The sequence below is a fragment of the Pedobacter vanadiisoli genome (genome assembly GCF_042684385.1).
GTDB classification, from domain to species: Bacteria; Bacteroidota; Bacteroidia; order Sphingobacteriales; family Sphingobacteriaceae; genus Pedobacter; species Pedobacter vanadiisoli.
Window position 1 is genome coordinate 291335 of the sequence record NZ_JBHULL010000003.1, and the last position, 18198, is coordinate 309532.

The 18198-nt window shown below is 38.6% G+C and carries 18 protein-coding genes; 10 read left to right on the forward strand and 8 right to left on the reverse strand.

Translation table 11 applies throughout. The annotated features are described in order from the left end of the window. The first annotated feature begins 103 nt into the window (after positions 1 to 103). The 8 genes from ACFSR6_RS02340 to ACFSR6_RS02375 all read left to right on the forward strand — a co-directional run bounded on the left by ACFSR6_RS02340 (position 104) and on the right by ACFSR6_RS02375 (position 7542). Positions 104 to 754, forward strand: coding sequence for an ABC transporter ATP-binding protein (locus ACFSR6_RS02340; RefSeq protein ID WP_379074396.1), 651 nt, complete (start codon positions 104 to 106; stop codon positions 752 to 754). A gap of 87 nt (positions 755 to 841) precedes the next feature. After that, complete coding sequence (locus ACFSR6_RS02345) at positions 842 to 1321, forward strand: ATP-grasp domain-containing protein (protein WP_379074399.1); 480 nt, start codon at positions 842 to 844, stop codon at positions 1319 to 1321. Position 1322: 1 nt separating this feature from the next. Continuing rightward, positions 1323 to 1931, forward strand: a complete 609-nt coding sequence (locus ACFSR6_RS02350) for an HAD family hydrolase (protein WP_379074401.1) — start codon at positions 1323 to 1325, stop codon at positions 1929 to 1931. A 2-nt stretch (positions 1932 to 1933) separates the two neighbouring features. Further along, the gene (locus ACFSR6_RS02355) at positions 1934 to 3439 is read left to right on the forward strand and encodes a S41 family peptidase (RefSeq protein WP_379074404.1); all 1506 of its coding nucleotides are present in this window, start codon (positions 1934 to 1936) and stop codon (positions 3437 to 3439) included. A gap of 145 nt (positions 3440 to 3584) precedes the next feature. Further along, positions 3585 to 3851, forward strand: a complete 267-nt coding sequence (locus tag ACFSR6_RS02360) for a hypothetical protein (RefSeq protein ID WP_379074407.1) — start codon at positions 3585 to 3587, stop codon at positions 3849 to 3851. Positions 3852 to 3902: 51 nt separating this feature from the next. Continuing rightward, a complete protein-coding gene (gene dprA / locus ACFSR6_RS02365; RefSeq protein ID WP_379074410.1) occupies positions 3903 to 4997 on the forward strand; it encodes a DNA-processing protein DprA in 1095 nt (364 codons plus the stop codon). A 262-nt stretch (positions 4998 to 5259) separates the two neighbouring features. Further along, positions 5260 to 6621 carry a pyridoxal-phosphate dependent enzyme gene (locus ACFSR6_RS02370; protein WP_379074413.1) on the forward strand — a complete coding sequence of 454 codons (1362 nt, stop codon included), beginning with the start codon at positions 5260 to 5262 and terminating at the stop codon, positions 6619 to 6621. 324 nt (positions 6622 to 6945) lie between these two features. Next, on the forward strand, positions 6946 to 7542 hold the full coding sequence (locus ACFSR6_RS02375) for a hypothetical protein (protein WP_379074415.1): 597 nt from the start codon (positions 6946 to 6948) through the stop codon (positions 7540 to 7542). A 227-nt stretch (positions 7543 to 7769) separates the two neighbouring features. Here the strand turns inward: ACFSR6_RS02375 and murA are convergent, their stop codons facing one another. The 6 genes from murA to ACFSR6_RS02405 form a co-directional block, all read right to left on the reverse strand. Next, positions 7770 to 9095, reverse strand: a complete 1326-nt coding sequence (gene murA / locus ACFSR6_RS02380; RefSeq protein ID WP_379075032.1) for a UDP-N-acetylglucosamine 1-carboxyvinyltransferase — start codon at positions 9093 to 9095, stop codon at positions 7770 to 7772. Positions 9096 to 9188: 93 nt separating this feature from the next. Beyond that, positions 9189 to 9872: a DUF4290 domain-containing protein gene (locus ACFSR6_RS02385; RefSeq protein ID WP_379074418.1), complete on the reverse strand. Its 684-nt coding sequence runs from the start codon at positions 9870 to 9872 to the stop codon at positions 9189 to 9191. Between the two features lie 394 nt (positions 9873 to 10266). Continuing rightward, on the reverse strand, positions 10267 to 10764 hold the full coding sequence (locus ACFSR6_RS02390) for a SixA phosphatase family protein (protein ID WP_379074420.1): 498 nt from the start codon (positions 10762 to 10764) through the stop codon (positions 10267 to 10269). After that, a complete protein-coding gene (locus ACFSR6_RS02395) occupies positions 10757 to 11788 on the reverse strand; it encodes a glycosyltransferase family 9 protein (RefSeq protein WP_379074422.1) in 1032 nt (343 codons plus the stop codon). The genes ACFSR6_RS02390 and ACFSR6_RS02395 overlap by 8 nt, the downstream gene beginning before the upstream one ends. Positions 11789 to 11805: 17 nt before the next feature. Next, positions 11806 to 12408: a DUF4254 domain-containing protein gene (locus tag ACFSR6_RS02400; RefSeq protein WP_379074425.1), complete on the reverse strand. Its 603-nt coding sequence runs from the start codon at positions 12406 to 12408 to the stop codon at positions 11806 to 11808. A gap of 131 nt (positions 12409 to 12539) precedes the next feature. Next, entirely contained in the window at positions 12540 to 14216 is a 1677-nt protein-coding gene (locus ACFSR6_RS02405; RefSeq protein WP_379074426.1) for a helix-hairpin-helix domain-containing protein, read from the reverse strand. 89 nt (positions 14217 to 14305) lie between these two features. Between ACFSR6_RS02405 and ACFSR6_RS02410 the strand changes: the two genes are divergently transcribed. Then, entirely contained in the window at positions 14306 to 14935 is a 630-nt protein-coding gene (locus ACFSR6_RS02410) for a hypothetical protein (protein ID WP_379074429.1), read from the forward strand. 162 nt (positions 14936 to 15097) lie between these two features. Here ACFSR6_RS02410 and sppA read toward each other — a convergent pair whose 3' ends face one another. After that, a complete protein-coding gene (sppA, locus tag ACFSR6_RS02415; protein WP_379074432.1) occupies positions 15098 to 16864 on the reverse strand; it encodes a signal peptide peptidase SppA in 1767 nt (588 codons plus the stop codon). Positions 16865 to 16904: 40 nt separating this feature from the next. Here sppA and folK point away from each other — a divergent pair, with 40 nt between their 5' ends. Beyond that, the gene (folK, locus tag ACFSR6_RS02420) at positions 16905 to 17411 is read left to right on the forward strand and encodes a 2-amino-4-hydroxy-6-hydroxymethyldihydropteridine diphosphokinase (RefSeq protein ID WP_379074434.1); all 507 of its coding nucleotides are present in this window, start codon (positions 16905 to 16907) and stop codon (positions 17409 to 17411) included. Positions 17412 to 17465: 54 nt separating this feature from the next. Here folK and pssA read toward each other — a convergent pair whose 3' ends face one another. Next, positions 17466 to 18158 (reverse strand): CDP-diacylglycerol--serine O-phosphatidyltransferase, encoded by a 693-nt coding sequence (pssA, locus tag ACFSR6_RS02425; protein ID WP_379074437.1) that lies wholly within the window; start codon positions 18156 to 18158, stop codon positions 17466 to 17468. Between the last annotated feature and the right edge of the window lie 40 nt (positions 18159 to 18198).

Below are 18198 nucleotides of genomic sequence, written 5' to 3' on the forward strand. Positions count from 1 at the left end.
TTGGTCTTTCCGCTTTGGTCTTTAGTCTTTCTACTTTGTGCTTTAGTCTTTCTGCTTTAGCCTTTCCGCTTTGGTCTTTAAGCTTTTTTACTAAATTTGAACCATGCTAAAAGCCACTGGAATAAGAAAATCGTACGGAAATCTGCAAATATTGAAAGGCGTAAATTTTGAGGTACAAAAAGGGGAGATTGTAAGTATTATTGGTCCGTCAGGGGCCGGAAAAAGTACATTGCTGCATATTTTGGGTACATTGGATAAACCAGATGATGGCACAGTCGAATTAAAGGGCACCACGATCAATAAACTGAACGGCGACCTGTTAAGTGCTTTCAGGAACCAGAATATTGGTTTTGTATTTCAGTTTCATCATTTATTGCCTGAGTTTAGTGCAATCGAAAACATTTGCATCCCTGCATTTATTGCGAAAACGGGTAAAAAACAAGCTGAAACCAGGGCTTTAGAACTTTTAGATCTCTTTGGTTTGAAAGATAGGGCACAGCACAAGCCTAATCAATTATCTGGTGGAGAGCAGCAGCGTGTGGCTATTGCTAGGGCCCTGATCAATAATCCATCTATTATATTAGCCGATGAACCTTCAGGAAATTTAGACTCTGAAAATGCGGCAGGATTACACCAATTATTTGTGAGTTTGCGCGATAATTTCCACCAAACCTTTATAATTGTTACCCACAATGAACACCTTGCAAAAACCAGCGATCGCGTGGTGAGCATGAAAGATGGTTTAATTGTATAAAAGTCAGGATTAAAGCATTAAATGACTATAGGAAACAGAAAAAGTCATTCAATCACTCATTAACTTATTTATTCAAATCATTAAATTTTGAAAATACTTATTACCGGCGGAAACAATGCAAAAGCCTTAAAGCTGATGAAAGCATTCCCAAGCCATTTTGTTTTACTGGCCGATTATGGTGACGTGCCGGGGATAGTTACCGAAAACTATGCCTTTTCGTCGCTTGGGATATTAAATAAAGACAGTATCGCTCATATTTTATTAAACTTTTGTATTACAGAGGGGATCGATTGCATTATCCCGCTACATCAATATGAAGTAGAACCAATAGCTAAATCAGCGGTGCTTTTTGGAGAATATGGCATCCAAGTTTTATTGCCCGATGCCAGTCTAATGGCAGAATACCTGGATCACGAACAAAATACTTTCCAAAATTTCGCTGTTTTTGTGGCTGGCGAATGTGTATTTGCGAGTGGAAAGGAAATTTTTGTCAGAACCGAAGAAAAATTAAACGGGGTATTCGGATACAACGTTGCCGATGATGAGTTAAAACTTTTTACAATTTAATATGGATGCTAATCAATATGTTAAAGACAAGCAGATCGTAATTTTTGAATTGGATGATGTATTATTTCCTGAGAAAGATTATTTGCTGCAGGTTTATTACCTGTTTGCCCAGTTTATAGAATACACTGAGCAAAAAAGTGCGCAATCCATCCTTGAGTTTATGCGTACCGAGTACGAAAATAATGGGGTAGAAAAGCTTTTTGAAAAAACAGCGGGCCAGTTCGGTATTGATATCAAATACGAGCATAACTTCAACCGCCTGCATCAAAATGCCCGTTTGCCTTTAAAGCTTTTGCTTTATAAAAATATGCTCGAATTTATGCAGGAACTTGTGGTCGATCGTAAACAAATAATCATTGTAACGGCTGGTAATCCTGAACAGCAGCTCAATAAAATTAAACAAACTGAGTGGAACGGACTCGAACAATACCTTAGGGTATATTTTGTTGATGAACTTGGTCAATCTAAAGCAGAAATTTTTCAGAACATACTAAACGACAACAATTTATTGGTTAGCCAAGCGTTAGTTGTTGGTGCAAATAAATTTGATGAGCAACAATCTAAATCAATTAATTTGCAGTATATTGGTTCATTAGAAATTTACAAATAAATATGCTTAGAAAATTTATTCCGCAAAATGCATTTTGGTGTGCTTTAATTATTGTGGTTGGACTTACAACATCTTGCAAAAAGTCAAGTAACAACCCTGATGCGAATATTAGTGGAGAATCAAACCTGTTGCAAACACCAACTAACGACCGGGCATTGCTAACTAAAGATTCGATTTTTTTATATGCGAAACAAACCTATTTCTGGAATGCTGGCATGCCCAATTACGATACGTTTAACCCGAGACAATACAGTTCTAACAATGCCATTATTGCAGCATTTAAGGCTTTAGCCAGTACCGGGGGGAAAGATAAATATTCTTTTATTGATGACGGATCTGTAGCCAGCCAGCTTAGCGGAGATGGTGAAGATTATGGTTTTTCGGCTAATTTTGATTCCTCTGACCTGCTAAGGGTTAAATATGTTTACCCTGGCTCGCCGGCCGATTTACAAGGCTTAAAGCGAGGTTACCAATTGATTAAAGTAAATGGTGGTGGTACTTCCCGATCGAGCAGCACCGATATTGCCAATTTAAACGCTTCTATATTTGGTAATAATCCATCCATTTCATTAACTTTTGCAAAACCAGACGGTACTACGCAGGATGTTGTAATTAACCGTGCCAGTTATAATATTAACCCTGTTTTATATAAAAACACCTATACCGTTGGAACAAAAAAAGTGGGTTACATCGTATTTAACAGTTTTACCACCAATGCTACCAATGCGCTGGATGCTGCTTTTTCTAAATTTACTACCGACGGTGTTACCGAGCTGGTGGTCGATTTAAGGTATAACGGTGGTGGTTCTGTTGCTACTTCTGAATTGTTTACAAACTTAATTGCGCCAACTAACCAGAATGGTAAAATTATGTACACTACCTACTGGACTAAAACCATGCAGGATGGAAATGCTACTATTTTACAAAACCAGAAATTTTACGCCAAGGGCAATGATGGTGTAACCAGGCTGTATTCATATTTCGATTATTCTTATAAACCTACTATGGCTGCCGGTAACCAGGAAACTTTTGCCAAACGTGGTAGTTTAAACGGGTTAACCCGGGTTTATTTTCTGGTTAGCGGTGGTACAGCTTCTGCCAGCGAGTTATTAATCAATAATTTAAAACCGGTAGTGGATGTAAAATTAATTGGTAAAACCACTTATGGTAAACCGGTGGGTTTCTTCTCTATACGTATTGATAAAAACGATTTATATATTCCGCAGTTTCAAACCAAAAACCAGTTAGATCAAGGCGATTATTTTGCCGGCATGACTGTTGATAAAGATGTTGCTGATGATTTAACCAAAGATTTTGGCGACCCATCAGAAAAAATGCTGGCCCAGGCTTTATACTATTCTGCAAATAACAACTTCTCTGCACTGGCTAAAGATAATACGATTAGCAGCACTTCGGGCATGGCCAGACAACAAATCGATGCCGCTAACGAAAAGCTCGATCATGAATTTAAAGGGATGGTTGAAACCAGAAAGCCGAGATTTAAATAATTAGCTCATATAGTTTCAAAAAGGCCAGATTTGTAGTTCGAATCTGGCCTTTTTTATATAATTATTACACAAAACGAATAAGTTAGGGTTGCTTTTTTTATAAAAAATTGATAAGCTTGTTAAACATTAATCGTTAAAGAGACTCATGCCAATAGAAATTGTAGAAAAAAAACATATCAGTTATTTGAATATCATTAATGCAAAGGAAGATCATTCCAGTGAGCTGCAGACCAAGCTCGACAAAGCGCAAAGGCTGGGCAATGAATTTAAATCAAAAGCCGTCATTACTTTTAATACTACCATTGGGCCAAAACGTGTCGATACGACGGTTTGGGCAGTAACAGAGAGTTATATACAATTAAAAAACAATATTCATATTCCATTAAAAAGTTTAATCGATATCGATTTTTAAGCTTGCTTTAAGGAAATAAATCATCCCGCATTTATTTAACCTTATCAGACCATGAGCACGCTACATAAAATTGCCTTAACTTTTATTAAATCTATTGGCCCTGTAACGGCCAAAAATCTTCTTGCTTATTGTGGAAGTGCCGAGGATATATTTTCGGCAGGTAAAAAACAGCTTTTGCAGATTCCGGGTGTTGGAGAGAAAACAATTGAAGCCATCCGCAGTAGCGACGCTTTGTTAAGGGCCAGGCAAGAATTGGATTTTATTGAAAAACACGGGATAGAAGTATTGTTTTTTTCAGACGAAAAATATCCTAAAAGATTAAAGAATTGCGTCGATTCGCCAATATTGCTTTATGCCAAGGGTACAGTTGACTTTAACCACCAGCGTATCATCAGCATCGTCGGGACCAGAAATGCAACAGGTTACGGAAAAAACCTTTGTAAAGAACTGTGCGAAGTTTTAGCCCCTTACAATGTTCTGATCGTTAGTGGCCTGGCTTATGGTATTGATGTAACAACCCATAAAGAATGTTTGGCAAATCATATTCCTACCGTTGGAGTGCTTGGGCATGGATTAGACCGAATGTATCCAAAAATTCATAAAACGGTTGCTCAGAAAATGGTTTTGAATGGGGGGCTACTTACTGAGTTTCCAATCCTGACCAATCCCGATAGGCCTAATTTTCCTCAAAGAAACAGGATTATTGCGGGGATTGCAGATGCTACCGTTGTTGTTGAGGCCTCAATAAAAGGAGGTGCCTTAATTACTGCAGAAATTGCAAATTCTTACCATAAAGATGTATATGCCTTTCCAGGTAGAACCAACGATGTTTTTTCAGAAGGCTGTAATTTCCTGATCAAGACCAATAGGGCCGGATTAATAAATAATGCTCACGATTTGATTTATTATCTGGGTTGGGATGACGAGGTGAAAGAAAAGAAAAAAGAGCTGCAAACTACTTTGCAGCTTAGTCTAACCCCTAACGAACAACGGGTTGTTGATGCATTGCAAAACGGTCAGCTGTCTATAGATGAGCTTTGTGTTCAATTGAATATGCAACAAAGTAAACTGGCTATTGTGGTCCTTACATTAGAGATGCAGGGAATGATTGTTTCTTTGCCGGGCAAAATTTATAAATTGATGTAATCATAATTATCGCAGGATGTTTCCTTTTCAACGGCATAGGAGAAAACGTTCAGTGTTGATGCGCGGATTTCTCTATGCAGATGCACCCGATCTGAACCGCAGGCTTATTATTGAAATGGCATTTTGCCCAATAATCAATCTATAATGCCTATCATAGTTATAGATTATGAAATTAAATTCTTTTAATTTTTATTTTTTAAAATTATGTTTTAAATAAAATATAGTTTATAAAATACTTAATGCCTTTGCTTAATTTTGCAATATGTGGTACAATAATATTTTAGAAACCATTGGCAATACGCCATTGGTTAAATTAAATACGATAACAAAAGGAGTTCCGGGAACAATCCTGGCGAAAATAGAAACGACCAATCCAGGTAACTCAATTAAAGACCGTATGGCGGTTAAAATGATCGAAGATGCCGAGAAGAGCGGTAAGTTAAAACCAGGCGGAACAATTATTGAAGGAACATCAGGAAATACAGGTATGGGCTTGGCTATGGCAGCCATTATTAAAGGCTATAAATGTATTTTTACCACAACTGATAAACAATCAAAAGAAAAGGTAGATGCTTTACGGGCCTTTGGTGCGGAAGTTATCGTTTGTCCGACCAACGTTGAACCCGAAGATCCCCGTTCATATTATTCAGTCTCTTCGCGTTTAGAGCGTGAGGTTCCGAATTCATGGAAACCTAATCAATATGATAACTTAGCTAACTCGCAGGCTCATTATGAACAAACCGGGCCTGAGATATGGGAACAGACAGAAGGTAAAATTACCCATTTGGTGGTGGGTGTTGGTACAGGCGGGACCATTTCCGGAACCGGGAAGTATTTGAAAGAGAAAAATCCAAATATTAAGGTTTGGGGAATTGATACTTATGGTTCGGTTTTCAAAAAATATAAAGAAACAGGCATATTTGACAAGGATGAAATTTATCCTTATATCACAGAAGGCATTGGTGAGGATTTTCTTCCGGCAAACGTAAATTTTGATGTAATCGACCTCTTTGAAAAGGTTACTGACAAAGATGCCGCATTAATGACCCGCGATATTGCACGTAAAGAAGGGATTTTTGTAGGCAACTCTGCCGGTGCTGCCATTGGCGGCTTAATTCAGTTAAAAGATAAATTAAAGCCTGAAGACGTGGTAGTGGTCATTTTTCACGATCACGGCAGTCGTTATATGGGTAAAATGTACAATGAAGACTGGTTGCGCGAGCGTGGGTTCTTGCAAGATGAAAAACTAACAGCGAAATCAATCCTGGCTAAAAAGGAAAGCACTGAAATAGTAACCTTAGATGCTCAAAAAACGGTATTGGAAGCGATCAATACCATTAAATCGATGAATATTTCGCAAATTCCGGTTACCCAGCAGGGAATGATTGTGGGTAAGGTTGCCGAAAGTGATATTTTATCGGCACTGCTCGAAAATCCTGGCTTAAAATCGGCACCGATTTCAGAAATTATGACCGCTACTTTCCCTTTTGTTGATTTGAACACCTCAATTGATAAAATTTCTTCATTGATTAACAAAGAAAATTCTGCTGTATTGGTTGAAGATGAATCAGGTAGGATCGAGATCATTACTCAGTATGATATTATTAATGCGATATCAGGGTAGGGGGATGTAAGGTGGAAAATGTGGGATGGAAGCTGTAAGCTCCACACTCGTCTTCCTAAACTTGTTTCAGGATCTTATCGCATGGAAGATGCTGACCACGCACTAGCTACAAGATAATTAGAAATGCTATTCTACTTGTAAAATAAATTCAGCATGACGATTTGTAAATTATTGATTGTTGATCGGGATTTGTAATCCCGACCGCTTAAATCTCGATTAGCAAGGTAATACCGACTGATAGGCTTTCGATCTGTAAAATTGCTGAACAGTAAAATTTTTAGAATGGCCATAAGTTGTTAACTTGTGGCCATTCTTTTTATAAATATGACAACGCTCAAAGAAATCTTATCAACTAAAACAGATCAACAATTAAGGTATTATTTAGATCACGTAGATAAACATACTTCGGATGGAGTAAGGGCAGCCCTTGCAGAATTAAAAAATAGAAATGCAGAATTACCCGAAGGCATCGATGAGTTGATAGAAGAGAAGATCAGGTTAAAAGAGAGTGCCAATTATGACAGTTTGAGAGGCTGGAAAAGAAACGTAGTTAAAGATATTGATGCCCCGGAGTACTATTCTCAAACGGCAATTTATGTGTTTTCAATTCTTTTTTCTGTGCTTTTTGGTTCTGTAATGCTGGCAATTAACCTGAAAAATGCTGGAAAACGATGGGGTACACCTATTTTTTTCGGATTGTTATTTACGTTTGGTCAAATTAATCTGATGGAATTTGTTCCACATCCGTCAATGGGAATTTCTCTCATTATTAATGCGTTGGGAGTAATTATAATGTATCAATTCTTTTGGAATAGAAGTATAGGAAAGGATACCAAATACAGAGCCAAGCCAATCTGGATTCCGCTAATTATCGGTATATTATTAATCGTGCCATTGGCATACTTTGCTGGGAAAGGCTAAAAAAATACCAATATATTTCACTCAGACGTTTTATTTATATCTATTAGTCTGATAAGATGATTTTCAGCCTGCGAATTTACCGTGAGATTGCTTTATACTCGCAATGGTGACAAATAAAAACGCCAGCTTAATTTTTATGCTGGCGTTTCGCTTTATGCTTTAGTCTTTAAGCTTTGGTCTTTTTCAGCTTTTAAACCTTCTACCTTCCGCCTCTAAACCTTCAACCGCTAATGACTAGGCGCATCAGCATTTACACGCTTAATCTGCGCGCCCAAGGCACGTAAACGGGTATCGATATCCTGGTAACCGCGTTCAATCTGTTCGATGTTATAAATGGTCGATTTGCCTTCTGCTGATAAGGCTGCGATTAATAAGGAAACACCGGCCCTGATATCAGGAGAAGTCATGCTAATCCCGCGAAGTTTGTATTTTTTATCAATGCCGTTAACCGTAGCGCGGTGCGGATCACAAAGAATAATCTGCGCACCCATATCAATCAGCTTATCCACGAAAAATAAGCGGCTTTCGAACATTTTCTGGTGGATTAACACGTTTCCTTTAGCTTGTGTGGCTACTACTAAAACAATACTCAGCAGGTCAGGAGTAAAACCTGGCCAAGGAGCATCAGCTATGGTTAAGATCGAACCATCTATAAAAGTTTCAATTTCGTAATGTTTTTGAGAAGGAACATAGATATCATCGCCACGACGCTCTAATTTAATCCCCAGTTTTTTGAAAACTTCCGGTATTACACCAAGCTCATCGTAACAAACATTTTTAATGGTGATTTCTGATTCCGTCATGGCAGCCATCCCAATAAAAGAACCGATTTCGATCATATCTGGCAACATCCTATGCTCGGTACCACCTAAAACTTTAACGCCCTCAATGGTTAAAAGGTTAGAGCCGATGCCCGAAATTTTAGCGCCCATGCGGTTAAGCATTTTGCAAAGCTGCTGCAAATAAGGCTCGCAGGCTGCATTATAAATGGTGGTGGTACCCTTAGCCAAAACCGCTGCCATTACAATATTTGCCGTTCCGGTTACAGATGCTTCATCCAACAGGATATAGGCACCCTGTAAATTGGTGGCATCAACATTGAAGAAAGCTTTTTTATTGTCATAAACAAATTTGGCCCCTAATTTTTCAAAACCGATAAAGTGGGTGTCCAATCTTCTGCGCCCTATTTTATCCCCTCCTGGTTTAGGGATTGCTGCTTTACCAAAACGGGCCAACAGCGGGCCAACAATCATAATCGAACCGCGTAAACCACCACCTTTCGATTTAAAAGCATCCGATTCAAAGAAATTTAAATCAATATTTTTAGCTTCAAAAGTATAGGTATCTTTATTAATCCGCTCAATGGTTACCCCTAAATCACCAAGTAATTCAATCAGTTTATTCACATCCTTAATGTCAGGAATATTGCTGATGGTTATTTTCTTTTCGGTAAGCAGTACAGCTGATAAAATCTGTAACGCCTCATTCTTGGCTCCCTGGGGGGTAATTTCGCCTTTTAATTTAATTCCGCCTGTTATTTCAAATGCGTTCATATATTTTTCTTTTGCTAACTCTTTCGTCATGCTGAATTTATTTCAGCATCTATTTTAGTGATTCTGAACCAAGTTCAGAATGACGCATGGTTATTAATATTTAGATTTATTGTTGTTGTTACGTTGACGGTTATTGTTGTTATTTTGACGGTTTTTTCCGTTGTTGTTATTGTTGTTGCTTCTGCCGCGATTGTTATTATTATTGTTTTGACGCGAATTTTGAGCCCTAAACTCAACTTTGGCTAAATTAACACCTTCATCAAGCGATAATAACCCGCCAGAAAGGTATTTTAAGTCTTTTATAATGGTATCGTCGCTCACATTGTCTTTATTCCAGGTAACGTAGGCCATTTTCATAAAGTTTGCAATGCTTTGCACCATGGCCTTTTTAATTTCGGGATCTTCTTCGCGCATGGCTTTTTCAATCAGGTTCTCAACTGTTTTACCATAGTGTTTGTAGGTAATTCGTTGTTGAGGGTAAGCCAATGGCTCCGGTTTGATAAAGGCATTTTCTTCCAATGGTTTTGGATAGGGGCTGTCTACATCGATTTTATAGCCCGAAATAATGTGGAGGTGATCCCACAGCTTGTGTTTAAAATCGGCAACATCACGTAAGTGTGGTTGCAAAAATCCCATAAGGTCTATTACCGCCTGGGCATATTTATTACGTTCTTCAATGGTTGGTAATTCGCATATATACTTTACCATATTCTGTACGTTACGGCCATACTCCGATAAAATTAGATGGCTACGTGTAGTATTATAGTCAAAACTCATGTTCAGATAAATTAATGGGTAAATTTTTCTGGCGATACGAATTATGAAATAACCAAAGGAGTTGAGGTTATGAATTCACCGAAATGTCTATTGCCAGATTTTCGTTTTATGTAGTCAAAGGTAATAAAATTATTTGATTCGTGGTATTCATGCCTGATTTAAGATATTTTAAATTGATGGGATATTTTTTTGGAAATGATTGTCAGTAGTTCTTTGGCCATTCAGTCCCGCTGTCCCTACTGCCGAAGAAAAATCGGCATTCGTTCCCATCGGGTTTGTTTAACTGTGGGTTGTGCTTGTCGGGAAAACCTTTTTAGCACCAATTCGTACGTAAAACTGTATTTGCGTAATAAATGACTAAACTGTTAGCTTTAATGTTAATAGTAAAATAAATCTAAACTTCATCACTATTCTTTGGATAATCAAAAAAGACCAGTTCTCCGGTTCCTTTGCTCACCATTTGCCAGGAGTCAAAAGGAAAAGAAATTAATACCATACCAGCAGTTGGGATATTGTAAATGTCGGCGCCGCATAACTCGTTTGCAAAATCGGTAAAACCAGGATTATGACCAAACATTGCCACTTTATCTGCCGAATCGTTTAAGCAGTTAACCACTTTAAGCAAAGCAGAAGTATTGGCCTCATAAATAGATTCTTCGAACTGGATCTGATCGATATTATAGGCCTCTGCAAAATACTTCGCTGTTGATTTAGCCCGTTTTGCCGGACTGCTCACCATCAGATCGAATTTAAATCCACGGTTAATTAATCTTTCGGCCATTTCTGGTGCATTTTCTTTCCCCCGTTTATTTAAGGGGCGGTCAAAATCTTTTAAATCTAAATTTCCCCAATCCGATTTTCCATGACGGACCAATAGTAACTGCTTAGCCATTTAGTTTCTCTTTAATTTTATTTACAATTGTTTCCGGCTTAATTAAGTCTATACAGTTTTCAACACCACAGAGGCAAGGTTTGTTTCCATAAATAGAATTTGGCCTCGCCGGATGATCAATCTGGATGCAATCGCTTTCCTGTTGCCCATAGCCCAGAAAGCCGGCATATGGATGGGTTGGCCCCCATATCGAAACCACCGGAACACCAACCAGTGATGCCATATGCATACCAGACGAGTCCATGCTCAACATTACATCCAGGTTAGATATGATGGCAAGCTCTTCAGTTAAGTTAAAAGTCCCAATTAAATTATAAGTGGTTTTGTAGGTTTTAGCCCATTTATCGGCAATTACCTGTTCTGTTTCACCTCCACCAAATATAAAAAGCTCATAGCCCAGGCTTGTTAATGAGGCAATTACCTCCTCCATTTTTTCTAAAGCATATACTTTATAAATGTGCTGTGCAAAAGGGGATATACCTACTTTTTTAGCAGTTTTATTCGTAAACAAATGATGTGCTTTTGCCGGAATCTCTAAGGGAGACTTATTTATTTTATGGCTGAGTGTAATGTTAAAACCCAATTGGCGGAAAACATCTGCATAACGCTCAACGGTTTTTCTGAGGGGTTTAAAAATCTTTTTGTTGATGCGTGTTAATGCTTTTTTCTCGGCCCTTCCTTTATCTATCCGCCTTATTTTTGTTCCCGCTAAACGAAAAAAAGCAGCAATAGCCCTGCTTCTTAAATTATCGTGTAAATCTGCTACGGCATTGGGTTTGTAGTTGCAAAGCTCCCTGTAAAGTTTATACAAACCAACTATTCCTTTATGGATTGTTTTTGGCTGTATGGGATGGAAGATGAGTTGGGGAATATGATCAAAAAACGGTTTAAAAGCCGGCCTGCTTACCATAATAAGCTCAACTGCAGGGTTTTGCTCTGAAAATTCCTGTAAAACCGAAGCCACCATGGCTACATCGCCCATTGCTGAAAAACGTAAAACAATGATTTTTTGGTTCGATGACATGAATTTCGCTTTCGGCTTTATGCTTTGTTATACAATACCGGATTTAAACTCGGATCGTTGTACATTTTCATTTGTTTATATACTTTCATGTATTTTTTGCCGGCTTCAATATCGGCCAATAACTCATCAATACTGGTTGAAAGATCTTCGCGCTGCGATAGCAGTATGTTAAGCTTAGTTTGGCATTGTGCACGGTGCTCAGCAGATGCGCTTTCACGTTCGGCTTCTTCCTGCATGTGGTAAATTTTTAATGCCAGTATAGAAAGCCTGTCAATTGCCCACGCCGGACTTTCAGTATTGATTTTTGCATCAGGTAAAGCCTTAACGTCTTTATAAAGATTTAAGAAATAGCCATCTATAAACTCTACCATATCGGTACGCACCTGGTTTTGTGCATCGATGCGTCTTTTCCAGCTCAAACCTTCAACAGGATCAATCTGTGGATTACGTACTACATCTTCCATGTGCCACTGGGCGGTATCGATCCAGTTTTTAATATAAAAAAGATGCTCTAAACTTTCGGCATCATATGGGTTTTCAGCCGGATGGTCAATGTCGTCAAATTTGTGGTAATCTGTAATTACTTCATTAAATATGCGGTTGGCAATTTCACTTATCATAGGGCAAAGATATTAAAAGATTTCTTACAGTTTGATTACACCGATTAAACGATCGCGCAGATTAAAATGGGTTACAGATTTTTTGTTAAAATTCAAAACAACATCACATAAACGCTGTTTTTTGCTAACTGCTAACCCTTCTTGCTATCAAAATAAGCCGTTATCTCTTCCAAAGAGAAAGCATTTAAACATTTATCCGCACTTAAGCCACCTTTCCGGGCAACTAAAATGCCATAATGCATGTCGTGGAAACCCTCGGTTCGGTGTGCATCGGGATTCACCGACAATAAAACGCCTTTTTCGAGGGCATACCGGTGCCAGCGCCAGTCTAGATCTAAACGGAGGGGATTGGCATTGATTTCGATAACTACCCTGTTGGCTGCACAGGCATCGATAATTTTTTTATAATCAATCGGATAACCAGCCCTGCTCAGTAATAAACGGCCGGTAGGGTGGCCCAAAATGGTGGTGTATGGGTTTTCGATGGCTTTTAACAAACGCGCCGTTGCTTTGGCTTCGTCCATGCGTAAATTGCTGTGTACCGAGGCCACCACAAAATCGAAGGTTTTTAAAATCTCTTCAGGATAATCCAGTGAACCATCGCTCAGGATATCACTTTCAATTCCTTTAAAAATTTTAAATGGCGCGAGTTTTTTATTCAGTTCGTCTATTTCCAGGTGTTGCTCTAAAACACGCTGTTCGTTCAATCCCTTGGCATATACTGCAGTTTTAGAGTGATCGCAGATTCCTAGATATTGAAGATTTAGGTTCTCCTTGCAATATATGGCCATTTGTTCTAAAGTGTGTACACCATCGCTCCAGGTAGAGTGGTTATGCAAACTGCCTTTTAAATCTTCATATTGGATCAGTTTTGGGATTTTATTTTCTTTGGCCAATTCAATTTCGTCAAAATCTTCACGCAGTTCGGGGTCGATAAAAGCCAATCCTGCCTTAGTGTAAATTTCTTCTTCATTTGCGAAAGGGCCGTTACCCGCTAAAGCCAGCACTTTTTCAACATGTCCGGTATTACCGGTTAATGTGAACCATTGCAAATAAAAAGATGATTTTTCTACCACATAGATTTTAATCCTGAGGCCAGCTTCAGTGGTAGAAATGAAGGAGTTCTCTGCTTCGATGAGCGAAAGTGTTCCAAAAGCAGGTAAACTTTGTTTTATGGTATCAGTATTTTCAGTGCCTATTACGATTTCAAGTTCATCAATAATTTCGCATGCCCGGCGGTATTGACCAGCAAAGCCCAAAAGTGCATTTCCATCAATATTTGCCGCCCAATCAGAAAGTTGGGTAAATAACGTTTTGGCAAAACCTTCAACCTGCGCATATAAAAACCTGCCATTGGCAGCCAATTTAAATTCAATGGCATTTTTAATCTCTTCCTGTGTTTTCAACCCGAAACCCTTGGCTTCAATCAGGCGGTTTTCGTTACAGGCGTAATAGAGTTCACCAATGCTCTCTATCCCAAGCGTTCGCCAAATAATGAAAATCTTTTTTGGACCAATACCTTTTATGGCCAGCATTTCAACTACGCCTTCAGGTGTTCTTTCGAGTATTTCGTTAAGTTCCTGTAATTCTCCGGTTTGAAGAAGTTCTATTATTTTGGAAGCCAAACCTTTACCAATGCCTTCAATTTTATCCAGCTCATCCAGGGGTTTGTCTTTTAACGCGAAAGGCAGTTTGTCTACTTTAAAATAGGCATTTGCAACTGATTTAATCTTAAATGGATTTTCTTCATGAAGTTCCATGAGCTGCGATAAAAGGCGCAAGGTGCGGGCGATGGTCTTGTTTTCCATAAGGGATAAAATTAGGAAATAATGGCCCAAATTTTAATCAGGCTTATCAATTTCTGAACACAATTTTGTTAAAGCGTTGTTTTACACCCATGAAATTTATTAAAACAGTCATACTAGGATTAAGTATAAGTTTGTTCGCTTGTCAATCTCCAAAGAAAACAGATGAAAATAAAGCTGATTCTGTAACAAGAAAGGCCTCTGCTGTGGCACAAACCACAGATGAAAGGTTTTTGGTTGTAGCCGGCCGTTCGGTTGGCGAAATAGCCCTTGGCGAAGATATGGCACAGGTAGGTCAAAAGCTTGGAAGACCTGACGCCGGAGATGCCGCGATGGGAAAGGCCTGGGGGATTTGGTACAGTGGCGATCCGATGGCTAAACACCGGGATGAAATTGCTGTTTATTCTTCTTATCGCGATACCAGTATGCAGGTAAAGGATGTAAAACAGATCAGGATTACCTCAAATAAGTTTAAAACAAAGGATGATTTGGCAACTGGTGCTACTTTGAAAGATATTAAGCTGAAATTCCCAGACATCCAAAAACTTTCGACCTATTTAAATGAAAATAAAGACACGGTAACGGTTTATGACGCCAAAAAAGAGGGGATCGGTTTCGAATTTTTAAAAGGGAAAAGCATTTCTTTAACGGTACATCCGGTAAATGTGCCGGTTAATGCCACTTACCTTACTTTACACCCGGAGTGGAAATTGATTGAATAGCGAGATAGAAGAGACGGAACATGGAAAATGTAGAATGGTTATTGGGTTTATAGTTTGATGGTTCATCGCTTATAGGGGTAATCTCCATTGCTATTCACGATAAACCATCAAATTTTTTAAATAAATCCTATTATTCCATCATGCATTTTCCCTTTTACATCACTATTTAATTACTGCTTCAAATGGCATTCTGGCCTGGATACCTGAACTGGCAATTACCTTTTTCATTTGCTGGTATAAGAAGTAATTATCGCCCAGCTCCTGTTTGGTGTAATAAGTTTTAATCTTGTCAGTACCTTCATCCATTAACGATTTCCATGGATCAATTACATCCGGGTATTCTACCACCTTATATTTTTTTAATTTGGCTTTTTTAGCGGCTGCTTTAATGGCATCGTTAAAACTTCCGATCCTATCGGCGAGGCCAATCTGAACAGCATCTGTTCCGATCCAAACATGGCCACCGCCAATGCTGTCTATATAAGCCTTGCTTTTCTTTCTGCCATCGGCCACTCTGCTTACAAAACCACTGTAAATTCTATTTAATTCATTTTGGATAATAAACCTTTCACCTTCCGTCATAGGGCGGTTTGTGGCCATAATATCTGCATATTTACCGGTTTTAACACCATCGAATGTAATGCCCAGCTTATTGGTCATTAAGTTTTGAAAGTTCGGGATAATACCAAACACACCAATGGAGCCGGTAATGGTATTGGGCTGAACAAAGATGCTGTCGGCAGCACAGCCGATATAGTACCCGCCTGATGCGGCTACATCACCGAAAGATGCAATAACCGGTTTCTCTTTTTTGGTTAACACGATTTCCCTCCAGATTACATCTGAAGCCAATGCACTGCCTCCTGGCGAATTTACCCGGAGTACAACCGCTTTGATATCGTCATCTAAGCGGGCTTTTCTGATGGCCCTGGAGATTCGTTCTGAACCAATCTGGTTATCAGAGCCTTCACCTCCGTTAATATCCCCGTTGGCATAAATTACGGCAACCTTATCTTTTCCTTCACCGGTGTCGGTATTGTTCTTTGCGTAATCGTTAATAGAAACCGAGCGGATATTTTCACCCCTGGTTCTTCCCGATAAGCCTTTCAATTCTTCCAAAATCTCATCTTTATATTTTAAAGCATCAATCATTTTAAAATTTACGGCATCCTGCGGTTGTTGAACTTTATAGTTATCGGCAATAGCATAAAGACTATCTTTCTGGATGTTTCTGCTCAGTGCAATGTCCGAAAGGAATGTATTATACAATCCACCAACGTAAGCGGTAACCTGTTTACGGTTATAATCGCTCATTTTATCTAAAATAAAGGGCTCAACCGCACTTTTATAGTTTCCTACGCGGATTACCTGCATTTCTACACCAACTTTTTCTAAAGTACCTTTAAAAAAGGTCAGTTCGGAGCTAAAACCTTTAAACTCTAAGGCGCCTTCCGGGTTTAAGTATACTTTATCGGCCACTGAAGCAATATAATAGGCACCCTGTGTATAAACTTCGCTGTAGGCAATGATTTTTTTATGCGATTTTTTAAAATCGATCAGCGCGTTTCTTACTTCACGCAACGTAGCATAACCTGCATTCGGACTGCTTACGTTGAGATAAATACATTTAATATTATCGTCTGTTTTGGCTTTTTGTAAGGCTTTGATAAAATCGTTCAAACCAATGCCGTCTTTTTGTTCACTTCCAACAATAGGCAGGCTTCCGAATGGATTTTTTGGCGTACGCTCGGTTATAGCCTGGTCTAAATTCAGAAATAATACCGAATTATTAGATACTGTAACTGTCTTATCGCTATCAATAGAAGAAATTAAACCAAAAACAACAACCAGGCAGATAATAAATACAATGATTAACGATACGAAAAAGCCCAGGATGGAGGCTAATAAATACTTAAAGAATTCTCTCATTTAAATGTTTTAATTTTGTACTGTAAAGATATAAAAATACATGATGCTTAATAAAGCTTTAGAGTGCAGTACGGCTTATTTGTTACTGGGTGGAAATTTAGGGGACAGGGAAGAAAATTTAAAGCGTGCTATTGAACTGCTGGACGAAAAAATAGGCAGGGTAACATCGGTTTCATCACTGTACGAAACTGCTGCATGGGGCAAAACCGACCAGCCTGCGTTTTTAAACCAGGCAGTGGCCTTGCAAACGCATTTAAATGCTTTGGAAGTTTTGGACAAGGCGTTAAGCATTGAGCAGGAACTGGGCCGGGTAAGAAAAGACAAATGGGGCGAAAGGTTAATTGATATCGATCTGATCCTTTTTGGCGATGAGATTATCGATATCCCTGATAAACTTCAGGTACCTCACCCACACATGCAAAACAGGAAATTTGTGATGGAACCTTTAGCCGAGATTGCTCCTGATGTGGTACATCCTGTATTGGGAGAAACAATTTTATCGATCTGTCTGAATATTGAAGACCCGCTTGAGGTTAAAAAGCTTTAATTAACCGAGTTTATTGCAGGTTCATCCGGCTCGTATCCTTTAGGTAGCAAAAAGCTAAATCTTATTATTGGAGGCTGCCCCCTTAAAATGAAGAAAAGATAAAGCAATATACAATACCAGAACAAAGGGTATTGCTGCAAATTTTAGAAAAGCAATCAGTATAACCGATAAAATAAGAAAGATAAATTTAATCCTGTTTTTTGCCCAGCTAAGATTGCTGAATTTTAAAGAGAATATCCTGATTTCACTTACCAGCAGAAAACAGGTTACGGCAGTAATGCCAATGAGCAATATACTTGAATAAACTACCTGAGGATAATCAGCTGCGATATAAGGTAACGAGCAGATAAACAGGGTGTTCATTGGGGTGTTTAAGCCGATAAAATCTTCAGTCTGGCGGTCATCGTTGTTAAACTTAGCCAATCTTAATGCCGAGAAAATGGTAATTAAAAAGCCCAGATAGGGAAGATAGGCAGAAGGATAATCGCTTAATTTCAACAATTGAAACATCAGTACTCCCGGCAAAAATCCAAAACTTACCATATCAGCCAATGAATCGAGGTCTTTCCCAATAGCCGATTTTACATTTAACAAACGGGCTACCATGCCATCAAAGAAATCGAATATTCCGGATAAAATAACGAAATATGCTGCGGTTTCTAAATTGCCTTTAAACGCGAAAACGATTCCAATACAACCAGAAAAAAGGTTTGCACAGGTAATCGCATTAGGAAGATGCCTTTTCATAAGGTTTAAGGTGTAGGGTTTAAGGTATAGGGTTTTGGAT

Bases quoted from the DNA above. Each gene is read 5' to 3' on its own strand.
- ACFSR6_RS02395 (WP_379074422.1), bottom strand. From the start codon at position 11,788: ATGTCATCGAACCAAAAAATCATTGTTTTACGTTTTTCAGCAATGGGC.
- ACFSR6_RS02360 (WP_379074407.1), top strand. From the start codon at position 3,585: ATGCCAATAGAAATTGTAGAAAAAAAACATATCAGTTATTTGAATATC.
- ACFSR6_RS02385 (WP_379074418.1), bottom strand. From the start codon at position 9,872: ATGAGTTTTGACTATAATACTACACGTAGCCATCTAATTTTATCGGAG.
- ACFSR6_RS02410 (WP_379074429.1), top strand. From the start codon at position 14,306: ATGAAATTTATTAAAACAGTCATACTAGGATTAAGTATAAGTTTGTTC.
- ACFSR6_RS02375 (WP_379074415.1), top strand. From the start codon at position 6,946: ATGACAACGCTCAAAGAAATCTTATCAACTAAAACAGATCAACAATTA.
- folK (WP_379074434.1), top strand. From the start codon at position 16,905: ATGATGCTTAATAAAGCTTTAGAGTGCAGTACGGCTTATTTGTTACTG.
- murA (WP_379075032.1), bottom strand. From the start codon at position 9,095: ATGAACGCATTTGAAATAACAGGCGGAATTAAATTAAAAGGCGAAATT.
- sppA (WP_379074432.1), bottom strand. From the start codon at position 16,864: ATGAGAGAATTCTTTAAGTATTTATTAGCCTCCATCCTGGGCTTTTTC.
- ACFSR6_RS02350 (WP_379074401.1), top strand. From the start codon at position 1,323: ATGGATGCTAATCAATATGTTAAAGACAAGCAGATCGTAATTTTTGAA.
- ACFSR6_RS02340 (WP_379074396.1), top strand. From the start codon at position 104: ATGCTAAAAGCCACTGGAATAAGAAAATCGTACGGAAATCTGCAAATA.
- ACFSR6_RS02355 (WP_379074404.1), top strand. From the start codon at position 1,934: ATGCTTAGAAAATTTATTCCGCAAAATGCATTTTGGTGTGCTTTAATT.
- ACFSR6_RS02400 (WP_379074425.1), bottom strand. From the start codon at position 12,408: ATGATAAGTGAAATTGCCAACCGCATATTTAATGAAGTAATTACAGAT.
- ACFSR6_RS02370 (WP_379074413.1), top strand. From the start codon at position 5,260: ATGTGGTACAATAATATTTTAGAAACCATTGGCAATACGCCATTGGTT.
- ACFSR6_RS02390 (WP_379074420.1), bottom strand. From the start codon at position 10,764: ATGGCTAAGCAGTTACTATTGGTCCGTCATGGAAAATCGGATTGGGGA.
- pssA (WP_379074437.1), bottom strand. From the start codon at position 18,158: ATGAAAAGGCATCTTCCTAATGCGATTACCTGTGCAAACCTTTTTTCT.
- dprA (WP_379074410.1), top strand. From the start codon at position 3,903: ATGAGCACGCTACATAAAATTGCCTTAACTTTTATTAAATCTATTGGC.
- ACFSR6_RS02405 (WP_379074426.1), bottom strand. From the start codon at position 14,216: ATGGAAAACAAGACCATCGCCCGCACCTTGCGCCTTTTATCGCAGCTC.